This is a genomic window from Streptomyces sp. NRRL S-920 (genome assembly GCF_000717945.1).
Taxonomy (GTDB): Bacteria; Actinomycetota; Actinomycetes; order Streptomycetales; family Streptomycetaceae; genus Streptomyces; species Streptomyces alboniger.
This window is the reverse complement of record NZ_JODF01000029.1, coordinates 67,013-88,481: the sequence shown is the minus strand read 5'-3', so window position 1 is coordinate 88,481 and position 21,469 is coordinate 67,013. Positions and strand designations below refer to the sequence as shown.

At 68.8% G+C, this 21,469-nt stretch carries 19 protein-coding genes and 5 pseudogenes; 13 read left to right on the top strand and 11 right to left on the bottom strand.

Annotated elements, in window-relative coordinates; all coding sequences use genetic code 11:
• Nucleotides 1-13: 13 nt before the first annotated feature.
• Nucleotides 14-395, bottom strand: a pseudogene (locus tag IG54_RS38125) (hypothetical protein).
• A gap of 213 nt (nucleotides 396-608) precedes the next feature.
• Between IG54_RS38125 and IG54_RS43805 the strand changes: the two are divergent.
• Nucleotides 609-1,150 (top strand): annotated as a pseudogene (locus tag IG54_RS43805) (transposase); the annotation flags it as partial.
• Here IG54_RS43805 and IG54_RS0121385 read toward each other — a convergent pair.
• A complete protein-coding gene (locus tag IG54_RS0121385; RefSeq protein ID WP_030786681.1) occupies nucleotides 1,143-2,084 on the bottom strand; it encodes a GlxA family transcriptional regulator in 942 nt (313 codons plus the stop codon). The pseudogene IG54_RS43805 and the gene IG54_RS0121385 sit on opposite strands and share 8 nt — an antisense overlap.
• 197 nt (nucleotides 2,085-2,281) lie before the next feature.
• Here IG54_RS0121385 and IG54_RS0121380 point away from each other — a divergent pair, with 197 nt between their 5' ends.
• From IG54_RS0121380 to IG54_RS0121360, 4 genes are all read left to right on the top strand, one after another.
• Entirely contained in the window at nucleotides 2,282-2,971 is a 690-nt protein-coding gene (locus IG54_RS0121380) for a DJ-1/PfpI family protein (RefSeq protein WP_030786679.1), read from the top strand.
• Between the two features lie 34 nt (nucleotides 2,972-3,005).
• Nucleotides 3,006-3,131: a hypothetical protein gene (locus tag IG54_RS43465; protein ID WP_267883659.1), complete on the top strand. Its 126-nt coding sequence runs from the start codon at nucleotides 3,006-3,008 to the stop codon at nucleotides 3,129-3,131.
• 355 nt (nucleotides 3,132-3,486) lie between these two features.
• Nucleotides 3,487-3,921, top strand: a complete 435-nt coding sequence (locus IG54_RS0121365) for a DUF6010 family protein (RefSeq protein ID WP_051819759.1) — start codon at nucleotides 3,487-3,489, stop codon at nucleotides 3,919-3,921.
• A gap of 577 nt (nucleotides 3,922-4,498) precedes the next feature.
• Nucleotides 4,499-5,317: a hypothetical protein gene (locus tag IG54_RS0121360; RefSeq protein ID WP_158708898.1), complete on the top strand. Its 819-nt coding sequence runs from the start codon at nucleotides 4,499-4,501 to the stop codon at nucleotides 5,315-5,317.
• A gap of 171 nt (nucleotides 5,318-5,488) precedes the next feature.
• Here IG54_RS0121360 and tpg read toward each other — a convergent pair.
• The 3 genes and pseudogenes from tpg to IG54_RS0121345 all read right to left on the bottom strand — a co-directional run.
• A pseudogene (gene tpg / locus IG54_RS0121355) lies at nucleotides 5,489-6,010 on the bottom strand (telomere-protecting terminal protein Tpg); the annotation flags it as partial.
• Entirely contained in the window at nucleotides 6,009-8,249 is a 2,241-nt protein-coding gene (gene tap / locus IG54_RS0121350) for a telomere-associated protein Tap (protein ID WP_030786673.1), read from the bottom strand. The pseudogene tpg and the gene tap, both read right to left, overlap by 2 nt.
• Before the next feature lie 196 nt (nucleotides 8,250-8,445).
• Nucleotides 8,446-8,811, bottom strand: a complete 366-nt coding sequence (locus tag IG54_RS0121345; RefSeq protein ID WP_030786670.1) for a DoxX family protein — start codon at nucleotides 8,809-8,811, stop codon at nucleotides 8,446-8,448.
• 60 nt (nucleotides 8,812-8,871) lie between these two features.
• Here IG54_RS0121345 and IG54_RS0121340 point away from each other — a divergent pair, with 60 nt between their 5' ends.
• On the top strand, nucleotides 8,872-9,753 hold the full coding sequence (locus IG54_RS0121340; protein ID WP_030786667.1) for a LysR family transcriptional regulator: 882 nt from the start codon (nucleotides 8,872-8,874) through the stop codon (nucleotides 9,751-9,753).
• A 59-nt stretch (nucleotides 9,754-9,812) separates the two neighbouring features.
• Here the strand turns inward: IG54_RS0121340 and IG54_RS0121335 are convergent, their stop codons facing one another.
• Both IG54_RS0121335 and IG54_RS0121330 read right to left on the bottom strand, forming a co-directional pair.
• Nucleotides 9,813-10,532, bottom strand: a complete 720-nt coding sequence (locus IG54_RS0121335; protein WP_030786664.1) for a cation transporter — start codon at nucleotides 10,530-10,532, stop codon at nucleotides 9,813-9,815.
• A gap of 1 nt (nucleotide 10,533) precedes the next feature.
• Nucleotides 10,534-10,869 carry an ArsR/SmtB family transcription factor gene (locus IG54_RS0121330; protein WP_030786661.1) on the bottom strand — a complete coding sequence of 112 codons (336 nt, stop codon included), beginning with the start codon at nucleotides 10,867-10,869 and terminating at the stop codon, nucleotides 10,534-10,536.
• A gap of 200 nt (nucleotides 10,870-11,069) precedes the next feature.
• Between IG54_RS0121330 and IG54_RS0121325 the strand changes: the two genes are divergently transcribed.
• Together IG54_RS0121325 and IG54_RS0121320 are read left to right on the top strand one after the other, a co-directional pair.
• Entirely contained in the window at nucleotides 11,070-11,498 is a 429-nt protein-coding gene (locus IG54_RS0121325; protein WP_030786656.1) for a DUF4259 domain-containing protein, read from the top strand.
• A 41-nt stretch (nucleotides 11,499-11,539) separates the two neighbouring features.
• A complete protein-coding gene (locus IG54_RS0121320; protein ID WP_030786653.1) occupies nucleotides 11,540-11,944 on the top strand; it encodes a hypothetical protein in 405 nt (134 codons plus the stop codon).
• A 110-nt stretch (nucleotides 11,945-12,054) separates the two neighbouring features.
• Here IG54_RS0121320 and IG54_RS42100 read toward each other — a convergent pair whose 3' ends face one another.
• Nucleotides 12,055-12,414, bottom strand: coding sequence for an immunity 51 family protein (locus IG54_RS42100; protein ID WP_030786651.1), 360 nt, complete (start codon nucleotides 12,412-12,414; stop codon nucleotides 12,055-12,057).
• A gap of 358 nt (nucleotides 12,415-12,772) precedes the next feature.
• Here IG54_RS42100 and IG54_RS0121310 point away from each other — a divergent pair, with 358 nt between their 5' ends.
• From IG54_RS0121310 to IG54_RS43595, 4 genes and pseudogenes are all read left to right on the top strand, one after another.
• Complete coding sequence (locus tag IG54_RS0121310) at nucleotides 12,773-13,330, top strand: hypothetical protein (RefSeq protein WP_030786649.1); 558 nt, start codon at nucleotides 12,773-12,775, stop codon at nucleotides 13,328-13,330.
• A gap of 437 nt (nucleotides 13,331-13,767) precedes the next feature.
• On the top strand, nucleotides 13,768-14,301 hold the full coding sequence (locus IG54_RS0121305; protein WP_030786647.1) for an EF-hand domain-containing protein: 534 nt from the start codon (nucleotides 13,768-13,770) through the stop codon (nucleotides 14,299-14,301).
• Nucleotides 14,302-14,483: 182 nt separating this feature from the next.
• Nucleotides 14,484-14,702: pseudogene (locus tag IG54_RS43600) on the top strand (DUF3224 domain-containing protein); the annotation flags it as partial.
• Nucleotides 14,696-14,893 (top strand): DUF3224 domain-containing protein, encoded by a 198-nt coding sequence (locus IG54_RS43595; protein WP_324615422.1) that lies wholly within the window; start codon nucleotides 14,696-14,698, stop codon nucleotides 14,891-14,893. The pseudogene IG54_RS43600 and the gene IG54_RS43595, both read left to right, overlap by 7 nt.
• A 9-nt stretch (nucleotides 14,894-14,902) precedes the next feature.
• Here the strand turns inward: IG54_RS43595 and IG54_RS40395 are convergent.
• The 3 genes and pseudogenes from IG54_RS40395 to IG54_RS42095 form a co-directional block, all read right to left on the bottom strand.
• A pseudogene (locus tag IG54_RS40395) lies at nucleotides 14,903-15,782 on the bottom strand (IS5 family transposase).
• Between the two features lie 128 nt (nucleotides 15,783-15,910).
• Complete coding sequence (locus IG54_RS0121295) at nucleotides 15,911-19,783, bottom strand: AAA family ATPase (RefSeq protein ID WP_030786643.1); 3,873 nt, start codon at nucleotides 19,781-19,783, stop codon at nucleotides 15,911-15,913.
• Nucleotides 19,784-19,787: 4 nt separating this feature from the next.
• On the bottom strand, nucleotides 19,788-20,363 hold the full coding sequence (locus IG54_RS42095; protein WP_030786641.1) for a hypothetical protein: 576 nt from the start codon (nucleotides 20,361-20,363) through the stop codon (nucleotides 19,788-19,790).
• 541 nt (nucleotides 20,364-20,904) lie between these two features.
• Here IG54_RS42095 and IG54_RS0121280 point away from each other — a divergent pair.
• Nucleotides 20,905-21,270, top strand: coding sequence for a hypothetical protein (locus IG54_RS0121280; RefSeq protein WP_030786635.1), 366 nt, complete (start codon nucleotides 20,905-20,907; stop codon nucleotides 21,268-21,270).
• Nucleotides 21,271-21,469: the final 199 nt, after the last annotated feature.

Below are 21,469 nucleotides of genomic sequence, written 5' to 3'. Positions count from 1 at the left end.
GCTGCCCCGGACCTCATGAGCCTGCATCGGCGTCCGTCCGTTCCATCCACTCACGCACCGTCACTGCTTGGTCGATGCGGTTGACGATGTCCTTCTTGGACGGTGTGTCCAGGGTCTCCGGGATCTTGTCGAAGGTGTCGGGGAGGACGTCGAGGAGACCCCAGATCTGTTCGCCGGTTGTGACGGTCAGCAGTTGCCGACACCTCCACTGCAGCGGCGTCTCGGGCCGGTGCGTGAGCCGCTGCACGAGTGTGCGTCGCATCTGCGGCGAGGTGCACTCGTAGCCAGTCGACGGGGAGCCGCTGGCTGAAGCTGTGCATGGCGGCCTCCTGGGCCAGGTCCAGGAGCTGAGCCGTGTCGACGGCTCTGACAGTGCGGGGAAGGGTCGGGGTCATGCCGCGATGATGCCAAGAAGCCTCCGGGATGCCGAGCGGTCAGCCGGGCCGGGATGCAATCCGGCGACGGGCAGTCCCCCGGACTTCCTCGAAGTCCTCGAAGGTGGCACAGGATGTGACGCCGGTTCTTTCGCCAGCATCGGGTTTAGCGGTCGGCGGCATACCTCGCACCGTAACGCGCCCGCCGAAACGGGCAGCGGCACGGAGGCCAGAGCTCTGGGCGGGATGCCGTTGCCGAGGGCGTCGGTCGGATCGTCCTGACTGCGGACGTATCGCCGCGACTGCGGCCGGACGCCAACACCTGCCGCTGACCGTTCCTTTTGCCACACCTTCGGTCGCGGTGAGGGCAAGCATCAGATGGTCCCGGGCTGGCCATACTCGATTGTGGCCGCGCTGGAGACCGACCTGACGTCGTGGGCGGTGGTGCTGGATGCGGTTGGTCCGGAGCCCGGCGCGGACGTTGCCGCGGTGACCACGGCCCAGCTCCGCGAGTTGGTCGACCGGCTCGTCGCCGCAGGTTAGTGGAAGCCGGGCGACCCCGATGTCCTGGTCATGCTGGGCACTGGATGCAACGCACCCCGCATCGCCCACCTGCTCACCGATCTGCCCGTCGAAATCCCGGCAGACTCCGCTCCGACCGAGCCAAACAAGGCGACCGCGCAGGCACGGTACCGCCTGCACCCACGGCTCACCCACCAGGCGCCTGGATCAAATATGACGGGCCGCTGCCCATCATCGAAGGCAGCGTCATCCGCTGAACGTGCGTCGGTAGGTCTGCGGGCTGACGCCGGTGGTGCGTTTGAAGCGGTCACGGAAGGTGGTCGGTGAGCCGAAGCCGACCTGGCGGCCGATGCGCTCCACGGAGTGCTCCGTGGTTTCCAGCAGGTGCTGTGCCTGGCGGATGCGGGCTCGGTGGAGCCACTGGAGCGGGGTGGACCCGGTCTGGTCGCGGAAGCGCCGGATCAGGGTTCGGGTGCTGGTCCCGGCCCGCTCGGCGATGCCGGCAAGGGAGAGGTCGCGGGCCAGGTTTTCCTGAAGCCAGGTGAGCAGCACCTCCAGTTCGGAGCCCTGTGGTGTGGGTGCGTGATCGTGGACGATGAACTGCGCCTGTCCGCCCTCCCGTTCGAGGGGCATCACGGACAGGCGTGCGGCGTCGGCGGCGACGGCCGAGCCGTAGTCACGGCGGATCATGTGCAGACACAGGTCCATACCGGCCGCGGCACCGGCCGAGGTGAGCAACTGGCCGTTGTCGACGTAGAGGACGTCCGGGTCGACGTCGATGTCCGGGTGAGTGGCGGCCAGAAGACCGGCCGCTCGCCAGTGGGTCGTGACGCGCAGCCCGTCCAGGAGCCCGGTGGCGGCCAAGGGAAAGGCGCCCACGCAGATGGACGCGATCCGGGTGCCGACGGCAGCGGCCGACCGCAGCGCGTCGCGTACGGCGGGAGGGAGCGGGGCGGCGACATCTGTGACGCCCGGCACGATGATCGTGTCCGCGCCCTGGAGACCCTCCAGACCCCAGGGGGCGCGCAGGATGAAGGGCCCGGCGTCAACCTCGTCGTGTTCGGCGCACACCCGGACCTGGTAGCCGGGCCGCCCGTCGGGCAGGCGGGTGCGGGAGAAGACCTCGATCGGGGTGGACAGGTCGAACGGGATCACCTGGTCCAACGCGAGAACGGCGACCGTATGCATGGCCAGAACCTACCTGCCCATCAGCTTGACGAACCTGGGCCCTCCTTGCGGAAGCTCCATGTCATCGCAGTTCACACCCTTCGCGAAGGTGTTGGCACTATTCCGTCGGAACGTGTCACTAGTGCCACTGGGCGAGATGCCGGGAAGCCGGTTGACTTCGGAGCATCCCGATGGAAATCGACGCCGAGGGAACACCCATGCACATCCAGATCGTCTTGTTCGATGGCTTCGACCCGCTCGATGTCATCGCCCCCTACGAGGTGCTGTACGCCGGCGGCTCGGCGACGGACGGCGCGGTGACCGTGGAGCTGGTCACCGCGGAGGGTCCTCGTGAGGTCGTCAGCGGCACCGGAGGGCTGACGCTGCGTGCCGTCGGCGCCGTCGACCCGGAGCGCGCCGACCTGCTTCTGGTGCCCGGCGCCTCCGGCCGCATGGGCGAACCCGGCGAGGCCCCGGAAGAAGAGGCGGGCGCCTGCGAGCGAACGCAGGACGAGTTCATCCCAGTACTGCTGGGAGGCACGCTGACCACCGAACTCCCCGCGCTCCTCAAACAGGCCATGGATGACCCGGACATCACCGTCGCCACCGTCTGCGGCGGCTCGCTCATCCTGGCCATGGCCGGCCTGCTAGATGGACGTCACGCCACCACCCACCACTTGGGCCACGACATGCTGGACGCCACCGGCGCCCACGCGGTTCGCGCGCGCATCGTGGACGACGGTGACCTGGTCACCGGTGCCGGGGTGACCTCCGGTCTCGATCTGGGTCTGTATCTGTTGGAGCGCGAGGTGGGCCCCCGCGTCGCGCATGCCGTCGAAGGACTCTTCTCCCACGAGCGGCGCGGCACGGTCTGGCGCGCGCAGGGCCCGATGCCCACCACCCTCTGAGGACCCGGTCATTCCCAGATCGGTCGCTCACCACATGTGCGCCGAAGGCAGCTGGAACCTGGCCATCGCCACACCCATCGGCACGACCAAGGCCGTGTTCGAACTCCGTGAGCAGGACGGCGCCCTGTCCGGCTTGCCCACGGAGCTGGCGAGGAAGTAGCACTCTCGCCGACGAAGGTCACCGGCGAACGCCAGACCGCCCCGGAGCGCCCGGCGTGACCAAGCTTCTTTGTCCTTGCACATGCTGGCCGCCATCGTCGCCGTCGGCCCGGTCACCGTCGCCGCGAGCATCCTTCCCGCAATGCTGAGCCGCCCGCTCGGCGACGCCTGACGATCGCCTCGAACCCGTGTCCACCTCAAGCCCACCCCACCTTGAGGGGCTCTACCCTCGGATGCGCCTACCTGTTCGTCGCAGTCACGAACTGGCGCCTCGATCCAGCCCCGGCCGCCGTCAAAGTCCTAGCAACTCGATCGTGGCGAACAGGCCCGTCCCAGAAGGAAGAAGTCATCCCCTCATGCACCTCGTGTCACCGGTGATCGTCGGCATCATCTACTGCCTGCTGATGTCCCTGATCAAGGAACCGCACCGACGCCACTTCAACGCGATCATGGTGGGCGGAGCCGGCGCCGCCTATCTGAGCGGGGGCGGATTCGGCCCGTGGGAACTCCCCTTCGTGGCACTCATGGCTTACGTCGCCTACCGTGGCCTGGACTCCTGGGCCTTCATCGGCGTCGGCTGGCTGCTCCACACTGCCTGGGACATGGCCCACCATGTCAAGGGCCATCCGATCCTGCCGTTCTACCACGACGCATCCCTGGCATGTGCCATCTGTGATCCGGTCATCGCCCTGTGGTGCTTCCGCGGAGGGCCTTCCCTGGTCGAGGTCCGGAGGCTGTTCGAAGGCGGCATGAAGAGGGTGTGGACCAAGTCCGAGTCGACCGGGAACTGAAGCTGCTGCCCGCGGCAGACCGCCAACTGACACTGGGCGCAGCGAGCCCTCGCCTCATCGCCCTGTCCCCTCCAGCCCAGCACCCCTACACTGCGGCACTGTCGTGTGGAGCGGGTGGGCTCAGGGGGTGGGTGCACTTTCCGCGTCGGGCGAGGGTGCGGCAGTTGATGCCGTGGAGGCCTGGCCCTGGGGCGGTTGTCGCCAGGGGCATCGCACGCCGAGACGCCGAGGGTGGCCATCGCCTCATTGCGCGGCGCGCCCCAAAGTGACGTTGCTAGCCGGTCGTTACGTCAGGAAGTGCCGCAGCATGCGTACTGGCCGACTGGCCGTACTGGTGGGGCGGCACGTAAAGCCGTCGCAACCGAAGCCCTGGAGGTACTGGCCGGGGTGCTGTCCGGCCTCGGCTCAGAGGCAGCCGAGCAGCTGGAAGTCACCCCGGGCCACCGTCGCCGCGCTACGCGAACGCGCCGAGCACGACCCGGCGACAGTTGCCCCGCTGTTCGCGCATTCCGGTGACGGTGGAACGGCCGCGACAGTGGATCATGGGGGCATCATTGTCTGCTCCCAGGGAAATTTGATGTCCAGCGCCACCAGCCCGCTCGTCCACCGTGCCCGAAGAGCGACAGCTACTGCGGCCGTAACCGCTGCACTCATCGCAGCAGCCGGGTGCGGCTCCAGTAGTAACGGCGCGAAGGGGAGCCCTTCAGAAGGCAGCCCGAAGCGGGCGGCCGCCACTGCCCCGACATCCTCGGGCGAAGACCGGACCGCCAAGCTCATCAGCGAGGCGATCGACGTGACGCTCGATCAGGACTATCTCCGTTCGACCCGGCGGAAGAGGACCGAGGGCACCACCGTCATGCACAGCGCGATGTCTGGCGACACGAAGGCGTGCAAGGCGCACGCTTGGAAAGGTGCTGCGACCTTGGACTGGGTCATCACTCCGTCGGCGCTCTACACACGGGGCAGCAAGGAAGCGCTCCAGGTGGCGCCCGAAGCCAAAAAGCATCCGACACGTGTGAAGGTGTTGGCTGACAGGTGGGTGAAACGCAACGCCGACGTCTACGAGGTGATGCGTGACATGTGTGCGCCGAAGACCCGGCGGGACTGGCTGGAAAAGCGTCTGCCCTCCCTTGGTCAGCTCAAAAAGACATCCTCAACGCAGCGGCCTGCGACGGTGCAGGGCCGACCCGCGACAAGGATCACTTACAAGTGGGAAGGAGGGGCGGTGGAATTCCACATCGCCACCGAAGGCAAGCCCTTCCTTCTGCGGGTCACCAACCCCGCCATGGATCTCGATGAGTCCTTCAGCTACTTCGGCAAGCCCTTCCGCGTGGCCGCACCACCAGGAGCGGCCACTGAGGAGGAGATGGCGGAAGAAGTTCTCGCGGCCCAGTGAAACAGTGACGCATGGCCATGCGCCGGGAAGCCTCCCTCCCGGTGCAGTCCGCGCCGGGCGCCTTCGGCGCGACGTGGAGGAGACGTCGTCCGGCGCGCCGATCGGCGGCGTGCTCGCGGGGCGCCTGGCTGTCGGCGGTCCGGGGCTCGCGGGCTGTTCGGGGCGCGGCCTCTACAGGTCGAACTCCAGGTTCAGTACGTCGTTGATCTGGACTTCCTGAAGGGAGCCCGCGCGGCGGCCGCCGTCCTGGAAGTAGACCTCTCTGAGGGCTTCGGCGGTGAGGTCGCGCAGCTGGGCTTCGCCCGCGCCCTGCTCCTGGGCGTCGAAGAGGCGGGCGGCGTGCTGGGGCGGAAGGGCCACGGTGAGGTGCCGGACGCGGTCCTCGTCCGTCGTGCCCATCGGCGCACCCGCGTAGCCGAGGCGGGCGTGGACGTCGATGACGATGCCGTCGGTCGTCGCCGCCTTCTGCCTGGCCCTGGCCCGGACCTGCGGCTGCCAGCGGGCCTTCACCTCGCGTTCCAGGCGCGCGGCGAGGTCCGGGCGGGGCTTTTTGATCTGGTCCTTCACGTACCGCTCGACGGTGCGCTGGGAGACGCGCAGCAGCTGGGCGACCGCCTTGGTGCCCTTCATCTGCTTGACCAGGTACCGCATCTGCGGGCCCGCGTTCTTGGGTGCCGGGCGCGTGAACGCCTTACCGGGCGAGGTTGAGTTCCGGCGCGTCGAACCGCTCGCGGACCTCTTCGCCCCACAGGACGGTCTGGGTGCCCTCGTGCTTGACCAGGCCGGGGTTGACGCCGAGTTTGAAGCCGCCGGGCAGCGGCTTTCCGTCCCGGTAGGGCAGGAAGTCCAGCGGACTCTCGCCGTCGGCCGCGTAGACGACGCAGTCGGAGAGGATCGCGACCGGGTACTGCCCGGTGAACGCCGCGTGCTTGACGATCTTGCGGTGGAGGTTGACGCGGGTGCGGGAGATGACCGCGGCGCGGATGTCCGGCCGCCACGTCGGGCGGGACAGGGCGCGCCACGGCTCGCCGGGGCGCCAGCCCTCACCGCGCGGGCGCTCGCGGAGCTTGCCCAGACCGCCCTTCACCGTCGCCTTGATCGCCGAGACGACGATCGCCAGCTCCGGGTCGCGGCTGCGGTAGTCGTCCATCGCCGCGAGGAAGTCGGCCGGGGCGAGGTCGGCGCCGACGCCGAGGTCGGCCATCGTGGCCAGATAGGCGTCGCGCAGGCGGGTGTACCAGCTGTCCAGGTAGCGGCCGTTCTCGTACCGTACGTACGCCTCAACCGGGTGCACCTCATAGCCGAGCTCCGCCGCGTAGGCCACGGTCGGTGTCGCATACCAGGCCGGGCCGGTCGGGCGGTCGCCCTTCGGTGTGAAGGGGCTGGGCAGCAGGCTGCCGTCCAGCTCCACCCACTCCTTGCCGACCTTCACCCGGGACAGGTCTACGTGGGACAGGTCGACCAGCCACGAGCCGGGCAGCTTCGGGTCGAACAGCGGGTTCTTGACATACGTCGGCGCGCCCAGGCCCACGGGCAGCCCGTTCGCTCCTGCGGCGAACGCCATGTTGACGTCCAGGCCCACGAGATGGCGGCGCATGCATTCGGCGTCGGTCAGGGGACGCGCCCAGTCGTACGCCTCCTCGAACAGCTTCTCCGCCGGGGTACGGATGTGAAAGCGCGGCAGGTCCTTGAGGAGTGGGTGCCCGTCGGGGGCCTCGCACGGAGCCGGGTCTACCGGGTCCTTGCCCAGCGAGCCGGGCGTCTTGTCGTCGGCCTGACGCAGAGCACCCGTCTCCTCATCCCGCACGGCATACGTCGGCGGGTGCAGCGCCGTCATCAGCTCCAGGCCGGTTACGGCGGTGGAGCCGCGCGGCGTCATCACCCGGGACGCGTACACGCCCAGCACGCGCGCGAGTTCGGCCGGCGGCAGCTGCGCGGCGTGGCCCCAGTGCCGGGTGTCCAGCGCGTTCCACGACGGAATGCACAGCTGTACGCACTGGCGGTCCGCACCCTTGGCCGGTCGGTAGATTCGCGCCCACGGCCCCAGCCCGCGCTTGGTCAGCTTCCACTCCGCGCGGGCCAGCTGCTTGATGACCTTGTGGCTCTCCGGGATCCGCCCGGCGAGCCGTTCCTCCTCGGTGAGGGCGACGGGCAGGCCAAGGCGATCCAGGGCAGCCTCGGTGAGTACGAGCAGCGGGTCGGCCGGCCTTCCCGGACCGGATAGCTTCGGCTGACCGAGCTTCGCCTCCGTGAGCGTCCAGTCCACCAGGGACGGGAGGGACTTGGCGGGCACGTCCAGGACCAGACCACCGACGCCGTACGCCACTACCTTGCCCTCTTCGAAATCGACGACCGCCAGCGGACCGTTCTCGAACCGCGGATCGGCGTCTGCCGGGGGCGCGGCCGGGGTCACCTGCTTCCCACCCGGACGGCGCGACGTCGACGACGGCCTGGTGGTGCGTGCCGAACGCGGCGCGGCTGCCGTGGCCACTGCGACGGGAGCAGAGGCAGGGGTTGAAGCAGAGGCAGGGGCAGGGGTCCGGGGCGTTTCGGGGGCTGTCGTGGCCGCGGCCTCGGGCGCCGGATCCTTGGGCAGCGGCTGCGCTTCCGCCGGGCGGGGTACGGCGGTGAACGTGGTCTGCACCGCGGTGGCCTGGACAGGCGCGGCCGTGTCCGTGGGGTCGGCGGGGTCGGCGGGGTAGAGCCCCGCGAGCTTGTTCAGCAGCCGGGCGTAGGCGTTGCGCTCCGGCGGACGCGGCTCGGTCTTGCCCGACTCCCAGCCGGACACCGTGGCCCGGCGTACCTTCAGCGCGGTAGCCACCTCATCGATCGTCAGGCCGTGCGCGGCACGCAGCCGCTTGCGCTCCGGCGGCGGTGGCAGCGCGGCGCGGGACTCGACCAGCGCGTCGACCGCGTCGAACAACTCGGACATGGGGCACCTCCAGTCCCACCCTACCCTCAGGGAACGTACGGACCACGCATTTACGCCGCACGAATGGCGTACCGATGGCGTACAGATGGTGTTCGAAGCGTGGCAGATGCCATCTGCTGGTCAGGGGGGCAAGGTTGTGCTCGACCTACCGCAACGCAGGCTGAGTGTTCTCATCGCACGTTGAGCGGTGCCGCCATCAGAAGGACACGGCCATGGCCAACGAGGCGACGGCGGTGGCGAGGTAGAAACCGGGGAACGCGAGGTTGTAGAGCACGCGGGCGCGCAGATGGAAGGCGAGCGCGCCCAAGTAGAGGAGTACGAGACCGCAGGCCGCGGCGGCACCGAGGGGACGCAGTGCCGGGGCGGAGAGGCCGAGGAGGAGGCCCGCCGCGCCAGCCAGCTTGAGGGCGGCGAGCCAGGGCAGCCAGGAGCGGGGCACACCCACCTGCGCCGAGTTGGCCAGCACGAAGCGCGCCCCGGCGAGGTCGGCTACGGCCATAGCGACGTTGATAGCGGCGGTGAACAAGGTGACGACGAGGAATGCGAGCTGGGTACCGGTCATGCCTTCAGGGTCCGCAGGCGCTTCGGCACCGTCCAATACCTGCTTCTATAACCTGGCGGCATGGACGTGGACACGCGCCTGCTGCGGTACTTCGCCGCGGTAGCGGAGGAGGGCAGCCTGACCGGGGCGGCGCGAGAACTGTTCGTCTCGCAGCCCGCACTGACCAAGCAGATTCGGCGCTTGGAGGACGATCTCGGGGTACCGCTCTTCGTACGTTCGCGGTCCGGGATGGCGCTGACCGAGGCCGGTCGGGAGCTGGCCGCGCGGGTGCCCGCCCTGTTGGACGGCTGGGACGAGGCGCTACGGGCAACCGGCCGGGCGGCGCGGCTGCTGCGCCTCGGCTTTCTGGACGCGGGGGCCGTGGGCGCCGTCCACGAGGTCATCGCCGGGTTCCGCCAGGCACACCCGGAGTGGCGGGTGGAACTGCGTCAGTTCGACTGGTCGGACCCGAGTGCCGGCCTGGCCCGGGGCGAAGCGGACGCGGCAGTGGTGCGTCTGCCGTTTCCGGGGCAGGAGGAGCTGAACGTGCGGGAGTTGTTCGTCGAGGAGCGTGGGGTGCTGCTGCCGGCTCGACACCCGCTGGCGAACAGCGGGACGGTGGAGTTCCGGGAGTTGTGGGACGAGCCCTTCGTCGCGGCCGGAGCCGAGACCGGGGCCTGGAGGGAACACTGGCTGGCGACGGAGGAGCGGGAGGGGCACCCAGTCCGGGTCGGCGCCGTCACCAGCCGGCCCGACGAGTGGCTCGGCGCGGTTGCTGCCGGCTGCGTAGCACTGGCCCCGGCGTCGACGGTCCGTTTCTACTCCCACCCGGACGTGGTGTTCCGTCGAGTTCGCGGGGTCTCACCGAGCCGGGTAGGGCTGGCCCGACCCACGGACCGGACACGCGAGGCGGCGCTGGACGAGTTGCTGGAGGCCATTGCGCGGCGGTCGAGCCGGAGTTGACAGAGCCCAGGCCGACCGAGTCGAGGACAGCTGAACAGCTCGCCCCGGCATCTGTCGACTCAAGTGCAGCACTCGCATCCGGGGCGGCAGCCGCAGGGGTCGTCGGCCGGGGCGGTCGTCGTCGCGGGGGCCGCGCAGCAGCCCTTGCCCTGCCAGGCGGCGCAGCCTTCCTTCACCGCGATGACGGCGATCACCAGAGCGGCGATCGGGTCGGCCCAGGTCCAGCTCAGGGTCGCGTTGAGGACGAGGCCGACCAGGAGCACGGCGGAGAGGTAGGTGCAGAGCAGGGTCTGCTTGGAGTCCGCGACGGCGCTGGCGGAGCCGAGTTCGCGGCCGGCCCGGCGCTGGGCGGCGGACAGGAACGGCATCACCGCCAGCGAGAGGGCCGCGATGACGATGCCGACGATCGAGCGGTCGGCTTCGCCGGTGCCGGTCAGCGCGCGCACGGCGTCGATGCCGACGTACGCGGCGAGCGCGAAGAACGAGACGGCGATGATCCGCAGCGTGGTCTTCTCGCGGGCTTCGCGCACCGCGTGCTCGCGGGCGGAGAATTGCCAGGCGACCGCCGCGGCGGAGGAGACCTCGATGACGGAGTCCAGGCCGAAGCCGATCAGGGCGGTGGAGGAGGCGATCGTCCCTGCGGTGAGGGCGACGACGGCTTCGATGACGTTGTAGGTGATGGTCGCGCCGACCAGCAGTCGTATGCGCCTGGCGAGTACCTCGCGACGGGCCGAGGTCGGGGTCGGGGTCGGGGTCGGACCGAGGGGTATCGCGGTCATCTCAGCAGCAGCCCTTCGTCTCGGCGTCCGGGCACGTCCTGTCCGCCTCCACGGCGACCACGGCGGTGCGCAGATCGTCCAGCGCGTGGCCCAGACGCTCGTCGGCCAGCTCGTATCGAGTCCGCCGGCCGTCCGGCACCGCTACGACCAGGCCACAGTCGCGCAGGCACGCCAGGTGGTTCGACAACCGGGTACGGGAGACGCCGATCGTGTCGGCGAGATCGGCGGGGTAGGCGGGGGCGTCGCGCAGGGCGAGCAGGACGCGGCAGCGGATCGGGTCGGCGAGCGCGCGGCCGAAACGGGCCAGCACCTCGATGTCACGGGCGAGAGTCAGCACCCCATGACAGTACACAGACTCCTGAATTCAGGAAACCATGGATTATCGCGGAGGTCCCCCGCTGAGACCGCCCAGAAGCTGATCGCCGAGGCGTGACATCAGAAGTCATCGCGATTGATCACGCCGCCCTCGCCGTAGGCGGGGCGTTGTCAGAGGCTCCTGCCAGGATGCCCCAGTCGGACCACGAGGTAGGAGAGACCATGGGCACCTGGGACGTCGGCCCCTTCGACAACGACACCGCAGCGGACTTTGGCAGCGACCTTGATGAGGCGGCCGGGGACGAACGCGGGGGCATCGTCCGCGGCGCTCTCACACGTGTGATCGACATCGCGGGATACCTCGAAGCACCCGAATCCGAGCAAGCCGTAGCCGCGGCCGCCCTCGTCGCCGCGCAATGCCCCCAGGGTGAGCCTGCCGATCCGGTTTACGGACCGGAGGAGCCCCTCCCCGATCTCACTGGCCTTCGGCAACTCGCCCTTCAGGCCCTCGACCGCATCACGACCGAGCCGTCCGAGCTGGTGGACCTATGGGCACAATCGGATGGCGGCGGCCCCTGGCGCGCGAACATCCGCCGCCTGCGGAACGTACTCCTGCCGCCGCCTCCCGGAGAAGTGCTCAGCCTGATCTGACCTACAGCAAGCACTATTTGAGCGCTACTCGGAAGGCCTCCATGAGCTGGGACGTGCTTCTCCTCCGCCTGCCCGACGAGGTCACCTCTGTGCGGCAGATCCCCGACGACTTCAGCCCGGCACCACTCGGCCGCCGACACGACGTCCTCGCGGCCGTGACTCAGGCCGTCCCAGACGTCGACTTCTCAGACCCCTCCTGGGGAGAACTCCTCCGCCCCGCCTGGGCCATGGAACTCAACATCGGCTCCGCGGACCCCGTGGACTCGATCATGCTCCACATCCGTGGCTCTGGCGACGAGGTGCTCGTAGCGGTCTTTCGCCTTGCCGAAGCCCTGGGCTGCAAGGTCCTTGACTGCGCAGAAGGAGAGCTCATCACTCCACGAAAGCGGTTGGGCTGGCATACCTTCCGGCAGTTCCGCGAAGGCGCGCTCGGCCCTCTTCACTGACGGAGGCGACCCCCGAGGGCTCTCGACACGCGGGGTCCTTTCGGGCCAGTAGCCGAGAGCCTGTGGCACCTGTGGCCGCGCCGCTTGTCGCCTACGACCTGCGCGGCCCGTCAGCGCGGCAGGAAGATCGGGTCAGCACCTTGGATGTGGCGTGCGAGGAGCTCGCGGTCGTGGAATGCGCCGTGGAGCACGTCCCCCAGCTGCCTGAGCGCGGTGATGTCGTCGCTGGTGACGACGAAGGTGCCGGACTCGGAGCCGAAGTCCAGTCGGTCGGCAAGTTCGGGCATCTGCGTATGGACCAGCGATTCGGCCAAGCCCTCCCAGCCGTGCCCGTTCCCTTCGGCGTCGTGCTCCTCGAACACCGCCTCTACTTGTTCCATGTCGCCCTCGAAGAGCATCAGGCAGTGCGAGGTCTGCGTTGCGTCGGCCTCGTCGAGGACGAAGGGGGCCAAGGGCGATTGCGTGGTCACGGCGTGATCGTAAGGGTCGGCTCGGACAGTTGACGGACAAGGCCCCTCTCCCCCGCACCGGCGTTCGACGACGGCGCTGGGACGGATGTGACGCACGCGCGCATGAGGCACAGCAAGCATCGGAGAGCGGGCTTCGGTACCCGCTGTTGCGGGGTGAATTGAGTCCGGAGTAGAGGGATAGGGGTCCCCGCCCAAGGCCAGCGCTGGTCTTGCGCTCGGCCTGGGTCGCGGCGTTGCCCTCGGAGTCGGCCTGGCCTTTGGCGCGGAGTTCGGGTGTGGCGCGGGCCCCTGGTTCCCTCCTGCGAATTGAGTACCCGTGCTCATGCGGCCTGCGCCGCCTCGTTCGTATGGTCCATCCATGAGGAAGACCACCGCGCTCCTGGCCCTGCTGCTCGCCGCCCTGACGACCTCGGGCTGCTCCATGCTGGAGCGGGAGTATCCCTCCGCCGACCCTGCGACGCTCTCCCAGCGTCTGACGGACCGCGCGCAGTGGGCGTACGACGGCATGGCCCTGCCACCCCATGAGGCGGTGACGCCCGTCCAAGTGGTCCCCGGCCACAGCTGCTATGCGGGCGGCCTCAGCGTTGAGAAGACTCTGCCTGACGTCGTCACCTTCGAGCTCAGGTGGACGGTCGAGGACATCCCGGCCGATGTCGCCCGTGCCACGGAGGCTCGCCTGCGCCGGAAGTTCACCTCGGCGGGCTGGACCCTCACCCACGACGGTAACCGCCGGGGCAAGGACTGGGTCGAGTTCGGCTTCCGCGTCCAGGACCCGGCGACCGGTGACCAATTCGACCTGGCGTGGAACGACTCGACCACCTCCCTCTTCCTGTCGGGATACACCTCCTGCGCGAAGGTTCCCTGGTCGGCGGCCGACAACCCGTCGCGGAAGACCTGGGCTCCGCGAAGCGCCTGACGCGCTCGTGCGACGAAGTGGAGCCGGCTCGCCCAGTCGGCGGCCGCTCGTCGGCGGCGAGGGCGACGTCGACGGCCCGGGTGAACAGGTCTTTGGGGCCAAGGACGTTGCCGTGGTCGGGGGTCCAGGACGTCGCTGTCGATGGGCGTAAGCCAGCGCTCAGGAGTTGTCGTCAGCGTGGTCATATGAGCCGACGAGCGGGATCGGTTGAAGCAGCCTGGTTGTCACAGGCGAGGCATCTGATCTGTCATACACGCTCATTCAACAGTCCTTCTGTCACCACAAGCGAAGATCGCCGAGTCCGCGGCCCTTCGTGGCGGTTCCATGGCCATGGCCCCTATACGCGCCGGGCTGGGCGTGTGTCCCCCACTCGGTCAGGTAGAGGCACCCATTGGGCAGGCCCGGAATCATCGGGTCGCAGGAGACAGGTGAGAAATTTGCGAACTGAGGCCGCCAAGCGTGTGGAACTGGTCTTCTCTCTCTTCGACGCCAACGGCAACGGAGTCATCGACTCCGGCGACTTCGACCTCATGACGGGCCGTGTTCTGAAGGCGGCGACCGCGTCGGACGACGGCGCCCGAGCCGCCATCCAGGCCGCGTTCCGCCGCTACTGGACGACACTCGCCACTGAACTGGACGCCAACGGCGACGGTGTGATCACCGTGGAAGAGTTCCGTCCGTTCGTACTCGACCCCGAGCGTTTCGGCCCCACGATCACTGAGTTCGCCCAGGCACTCTCCGCCCTCGGCGATCCCGATGGGGACGGCCTGATCGAGCGCTCCCTCTTCGTGTCGCTGATGACGGCGATCGGCTTCGAGGAAGCGAACATCCACGCGCTCTTCGACGCCTTCGGGCCGGACGCCGAGGACCGCATCACCGTGGCCACGTGGGCCGCCGGCATCGAGGACTACTACGCACCGGACAAGGCCGGGATTCCCGGCGACCAGCTGGTGGGCACCCGAACCGTCTGACACAGCCCGTCAGCGGCTCGCTGGGCCGGGGCGGCAACCGGTGCGGCGCAACCGAGTTGCCGCCTCCAGCGGAATGCGTTTCCCGGGCGGGGCTCGCGGCTGGCCCCGCCCTAGGGTCTGTCCGGCGGATCATGAGCGGTCTGGCCACCGTCGATGTCGGTGGTGCGAAGTAGGCTCCGGGGATGCGAGCTTCAGGGACATTCAAAGTTGTGGACTTCACGCCCGCCCCGGTGCCAAGCCCGGCGATCGAGACCGCGGTGTCCGTTGGTGTCGCCACGATGGACAAGCAGTTCGAAGGAGAGGTTGTCGGGCGGTCGGCCACGCTGTTCACCTCCGCGTTCGACCAGTCCACCAACACGGGCACCTATGTCGCCATGGAGTCCTTTGAGGGGGCATTGCACAGCCGGGCGGGCACCTTCAACTTCGCGCACTCCGCAACGATGTCGGGCGGATCCAGGCAGGGCGGTTCTTCGTCGTCATCGTTCCGGGCAGCGGAACGGGCGAGCTGGCCGGGATCACCGGGACCGGAGGCATTGCGATCGACCCGGACGGCACGCACCGGATCTGGTTCGATTACGACCTCGATCAGTAGCTCAGCAGGTCACGGGCGGAGCCACAGCCGGATCGAGGCCACGGTGACGGTGCCGTGGAAGATGTAGGCCCGCTTGTCGTATCTCGTCGCGACGGCCCGGAAATTCTTGAGCGCGTTGATCGTTCGCTCGACTTCGTTCCTCCGCTTGTAGATCGTCTTGTCGAAGCCGGCGGGCCTGCCACTTTTACTGCCTCTGCGTTGGCGGTTGGCCCGCTGGTTCTTCGGCTCGGGGATGGTGTGCTTGATCTGGCGTCGTCGCAGGTAGCGGCGGTTGCGGCGGGAGGAGTACGCCTTATCGCCACCGAGATGACCAGGCCGGGTGCGGGCGCGTCCGCCATCGAGGCGTGCGACACGAACACGTTCCATGACCGGGATCAACTGGGGTGCGTCGCCCCACTGGCCGGGCGTGATCAGGAACGCGAGGGGCCGACGGCCGCCTTCTCCGGCGAGGTGGATTTTGCAGGTCAGGCCGCCCCGGGAGCGTCCGAGTCCCTCATCGGGGCGGTGCTGGCGGGGCGTGCGTCTTTTCCCGGAAGCCGCGGAGACTTCTTGTGGGCCCCGGCGGCGTGCTGGTGAGCGCGGCAGGAGGTGGAGTCCACGCTCACCATCGACCAGTCGATGCGGCCTTCCGCGTCGGAGTCGGCCAGGACCGCCGCGAAGAGTTTGTCCCAGGTGCCGTCCGCCGACAGCGCCGATGCCGTTCATGCACCGTCTTCCACCTGCCGAAACGCGCAGGCAGGTCCCGCCACGGCACCCCGGTGCGCTGCCGGAACAGAACCCCGTTGATCACCCTGCGGTGACTCTCCCAACGACCGCCCCGTTGCCCGGACTTCGGCAGATGCAGCTTCAGCCGGGCCCACTCTTCGTTCGTTAGATCCCACCGCCCCATGCCCATGACAACGAACCAAGGCTGAGGCAGTCACAAGATCCGCCGGACAGGCCCTAGTGAGGTCGATGCAGATCGCTATCCTTTAACGCTCTTCTCTGGCCTTAAGAAGCTGTGGACGGTGGCCGGCTCTACAGGTCCGACAGGAGATCGTGCACGTGACGCCAGTCCGCTCGCACCCATCCGCTGATCCGCATCGCCTCCTTGAGAGCCTTGACCACTAAGTTCGGCTCGACCGCCTCGAAAGCGACGCTCCGGTCGGCGATATCCCTGATGAGTTCGTCGGGGCCAGACGCCTCCAAGGCGCGAAGATCGGCGCACGGTCGGGACGCCTCTGCCTGAGTTGCCCGGGGGGCGAACGGGACAACCGGCGGAGGCGTCCGCTCTCCCACCCGGGTGCTGGCGACGCAGGCGAGTGCCTGACGTCTCAACTCGATGCAGTTCCGGCAGTAGAACTCGTCCTTGATCTTCAATCCGACAGTGCGGGCCAGGTCGAACCGACGCCGATCTGCCAGGGCTTCGGTAATGTCGCGAACCGCCTCGGCGCGCGCTTCCAACACCCACGCCAAGGACTTCTCTTCACCCTGGCCGGTCGGAGGTCGGTCGTCCCGGGAGTCAAGGATGGACCGCGCGATCTGTTCCACCTTCCGCGGCTGTCCGGCGTCCGCGTACAGGATCGCGAGGTCTCGCAGTTCCTCGTACCGCCGGAACATGTCCACCACCGTCGACGCCTCGGTGGTGGCGTGGTTGAGCACCGCCCGGCCGTGGCGCCGATGTCCGGTCCGGTACAGGGCGGCGGCCAGTGCACGGAGCGCCGACAGGTGCGGAAGGGGATCCCTCCGCAGGTGCAGCTCACCGTCGAGTTCGGCGTACGCGGCTGACGCGCCCACGGTGTCGGACCGCGCCGCCCGGGACTCGACCATCGCGCGCAGCACGGGTACGCGGTGCTCGGGGGCGCGGAGCTCGGTGTCGTAGACCTCCCGTGCCTCCTGCTGCCGGTCGGCCTGGGCTAAAGCGATGGCGAGGAGGCCGCAGAGGGCCTCCCTGTCCTCCTCGTTGGGGTTGGCCGCCAGGGCTCTCCGGGCGGCCTCGAAATCGCCGAGCCGACCTGCCGCCTCGACGATGGATCGATATGCCAGTGTGGTGACCAAATAGTCGGCCTCGCACTGATCCAGCACGCGCAGCGCGCCGTCGATGCGCCCGGCCTTGATCAGCGCCTTTGCGAGGGCGACAAGGGACCGCGTGCTCTTCGCCCTGTGCGCGGCTGCGTCGATCTTCCCTGCGGTCAGCAGCGCAGAGACCAGAGACAGTTCGGTGACGTCGGGCTCGTGCCAGGACTTTGCCGCGGTCTCTTCTAGGTCCTCGAGCACGCGAGACACTGCCCGGTTTCGGCCAGCGTCCACGAGTAGTGCGACGAGTTTCCCCAGTGCGAAACCCCGGCGGGTGGGTGGGTCGATGGATCGTGCTGCCCGGCGCGCCTGTTTGAATACCTTCCCGGCTTCGTCGGACCGTCCGTGCCGGTCGAGTATGGAGGCCAGGCGCCCCAGGCATTCGGCATACTCCCCTGCCTCTAGCCCGGGTTGCAGGTTGCCGATCGCAGCCAGGGCTTCATCCAGGGCACCGCTCGACAAGAGGGCGGCCCACAGCGCGATCTTGCGCTTGCTGTTGGCAGTGGCGAACCACCTGTCCCGTGGGCTTCCGCCTGCCAGCGCATAGACGTCGCGGGAGTCGACGCCCGCTCCCGCGGCGGCGGCCGCCTCGGCGATGGCGGGGACGAGCTCCGGGCGCTCCGCATGGTCGACACCGGTCCGCACCGCGGACCACGCCTCGTCTACCAGACCGAGCGTCGCATAGGCCCGAGCAACCTCGGCCAGCGCTGTTGCGCGGCAATGGGGCCACGAAATGCCCCGCATGTCCGGCAACGCGCGTTCCAGGTCGTCGGCCAGCTTGCCCGCGCGTCCCCAGGCGTCCTGCGCCAAGGCCAGATACACCAGGGTCTCGGTCTTGCGCCTGCCGTACGTCTCGACGAGCGAATTGTCCCCGTCGTCGAGGGCGAGCGCGACGATGTCGTCGGCCACGTCGGCCAGGACGGTGGGATCACCCCTTCCCCTCCGGCGCAGTTCGCCGTCCACCAGCAGCAGGCCGTCCAGCCGGTCCCGCGCCATCGGCCGCAGCCGTACTTGACCAAGCGCCTCAGCCTCGCGCCCGAGGGCCACCAGCAGCCGGATCTCGGGATCCTCAAGCACGGCAACTCGCTGATTCACCACACACCGTGCCGCCGCCAGCTGAGCCGATCCGAGGGCTCGTGCGGGGGCGAGTGGAGTGGTCAACCGTTTGGAGGCTAGGTCAAGTTCGGCGACGTAGGAGCGGTCGCCGCCGAGGTGTGTGAACTTGGCGTCCATCCAGTGGCGGTCCCCGACGAGCAGGTCTCTGAGCTCGGCGTGCCATCCCGCCCCGTCGAGGTGAACTGCGAGATAGCGCAACCCGTAGTCACCGAGGGGCCCCCGCTGCGACGCCTCGGACGGGACCTTCAGATCGCCCACGGCGCGCAGCCGCGCGGCGAGACGGCGGTGCGCGGCCAACGCGTCCACCGCCAGTTCGGCGGTGTCGGCATTCCGCCGCGTGCCGTTGGCATGAAGGAATTCCCCGAGGGTTGCGTGGTAGAGGCGGTAGCGCCCGCCTGTCCGGTCGAGGAACTGACTCAGACGCTGCACGGCCGCCACGAGGTCCACATCGGTGGCCAGGGTGCCGGTGAGGTCACGGAGCTGCGCGGCCGTCAACGGCTCCAGCGCCACGGAGAGCACTTCGAGCACCGGGTGGTACAGCTCGGTCCATGCCTTGGCCCGCCCCGAGATGCCAGTGCCCGGGTCGTTGATCCGCACCAGCAGGGTGCCAGGTCCGTTGCGCAGTTGCCGGAGGAAGAAGGCGTACAGGTCGTCCAACCCGCTCGGAAGTCGGTCGAGAGCGAGGAGGCTGGCCAGGGACGTCCGGTCCCCGCTCCCGTCAGTGGCGGACTCAGCGACGGCTTGGTCCACCGCGCGACCAATTGCGTCAAGGTAGCCGATGTTGCCCTCGGCCTTGTCCGTCGCCCGCCCGACGAACTCGTCCGCCCCCACGTCCAGCGAGTCGAGCGCCTCGGTCACGTACGGTTCCGAGAGCATCAGCCGGGCATATTCAGTGAGGTCGCCGCGCACGCGCGCGTCTGTGCTGGGAAACTTTAGCTGGGCGAGCTGGCCGCCCTTCCGGTCCTTCAGCGTATCGAGCAGCGGTTCCGGTCGTGAGGTGAGCAACAACCGGACGTTGTCCGGTAGATCGACGGAAGCTAGCCACGACAGCAGGGTCATTTCCACGGGTTGGTACGGCACCTCGTCCAGCGCGTCGACCACGATCACGATCCGCGCGTGCGGGTCGATCCGGCGAAGCGCCGCCGCTGGATCGAGGAGTGCCATGGAGGTGAGATCGTCGAGGCTGACCAACCGGGGGTCTGCCACCCACTCCCGCACCCGCAGCCCGGTCACGGCCCCGCCGTTGCGGGCCACCTCCTGTCGAAGCTCCAGTACGGTCTGATGGAACGGCGAGCCGATTACGCGATCCACGTCCGCGGCCGCGGCGGAGCCCTCCCGCAGCACCTCGCCGATCCGCTGCTCCACGACGACCCGCACGGTGGCGGCGTCGAAGAGTTCCGGGCGCAGTGCCACGAGTTGGAACCCCACCCTCAGCAGCATGGCTCGGGCCGTCGCGGCGGACAGCGGCGAACGCTGGTCCCGGCGGATGAAGTAGACCAGCCAGTCCGGGTTCTTCTCGGCCAGTTGGGCCATCAGCCCGCTCTTGCCCACGCCCGGCTGCCCCGTCAGAAGGACCATGCGGCAGTCTGGTTGACCCAGAGCGGCAGTCACCTTCTTGGCCAGCCAGTCACGGTGCACGAACCGCGGAGCCTTGACGTACCGGTCGACGGTTTCGCGGAAGAACAGGTCCTGCCCTGCCCCCTGGTGCCTCTCCGTCATGGCATCACTGCCCGGGCCCGCCGACGGTGCCCTTGAAACCTTCCAACTTTCCCTTCTCGGCGACCGTATCGACCTGCTGACCGACCCGCAGAGAACCGCCCTTGCTGACCTCTGCCTCGGCGCCGAGCACCTGCCCCTCGACCACACCGAGCGCCTGGGACACGGAGACTTGGGACCCGGCCGGTTCGCGATCCTCGCCGCGGAAGGTGAACCGCTGCCCGTAGACGGCCTCCAACAGGGAACGTAGTCGGCCGGCGCGCAGTGCCAGCTCGCTGTCGGTGGTGTCGACATCGAGTTGGTCCAGCGCGTAAGGGGACAGGGCAGCGGACAGCTCGACCAAGGCGCGGTGCTCACGCGCCACGACCGCGGCGTCAACGTGGCCGTCGCCGGCCGGGGCGTCAAGCACTCCGCACGGAACGACAGGCACGTTGAGTTCAGCCGCATCGGCCGCCGCCTCGCCATCCTGTCGGCGTCGTTCCCGCCAGGCTCGGAGCACTTCGGATGCCTGGTCGTACAAGAACCTGATGCCCTCGGTGGCTGCCACGCTCCCCAACACTGCCAGTGTTACCGCGTCGGCCATGACGAATCTCCTGCCTCCGTTGGACCTCCCGCGCCGGATGCCGGCCAGGGGACCACAACTCGGTCCTCTCATCCTAGGCATGAGGAGGCCGGGGCGTACGAACAATGAGCCGCTCCGGACCTCGGCGCTATGGCCGTTCGAAGGCGACCGGCCGCAGGTGCCGTTCGGCCACTACCACCGCTTCGCCGGTGTCATGCCGACGTCATCCGGCGTCATCGGCTATACCGGTCCTCGCGCCCGGCCCCGGTACCTCGCCCTGCGCCTGCCCGATTGCCCCGTCGTGCTCGTCGCAGACGCTGACGAGCGTTCTGGCCTCACAGGTCGGCGGCCTCTTGGACACTGCCACCCCCGGGCCCCGGGCGCGTGCCGGGGACGGCTCTGCCTACACTACGGTCGAGGACCACCTCGACGCCGAGCTCGGCCGCGGCGCGAGCGATCTCCGGGAACGCGGGTGCCAGGTCGGCGCCGCGCCGCAACTGCACGTACGGGGACGGCCCGGTGAACACGATGGTCCGGTAACCGTCGTTCTCCAGATTTCGGCATGTCTCATGAGACAGCGCTGCTGGTCCGGCTTGCGGCTGGGGAGCCGGAGGCGGGCTTCAGGGAGATCGACAGCACTGCGAAGCTAGATGCGAAAACCCTCTTCGACCTGGTGAAACTCTCTTTCGGCGTGGTCGCCGGGGTCGGCGCGCTCCCGATCGCTCTGGGCAGACCGGGGCTTCCGGTTGGCTCGAGGCCGAGGAAGTCGACGGAGACATCGTCGTCGACGACTCGGACGGCGGCGAGCCGGCCGTCGGTACGGACGAAGGCGGTACGAGCCGCCGACGGCCCCGAGATACCGGACGAGGGCAGGATGGCCCCGGACGCCTCTCCCCCCGGGTTTTCTGGCGGCGCGCCGGCACCCTGACATCGATCACGCTCTTCGACGAGGAAAGCCGGACGATGAGCATCTCCCCGCCCGATGAACTCATGACGATCATGCGTCGTCTGGCCAGCACGGTCGGCTGAGGCGCGGCCCGCCCGCACACGTAGGCCCGGCGTGGGGTCGTGGATAGGGTCCGCCGCGCTCTGGGCCGGCGGAGAGCTGAAGACCGTCGATGGCGATG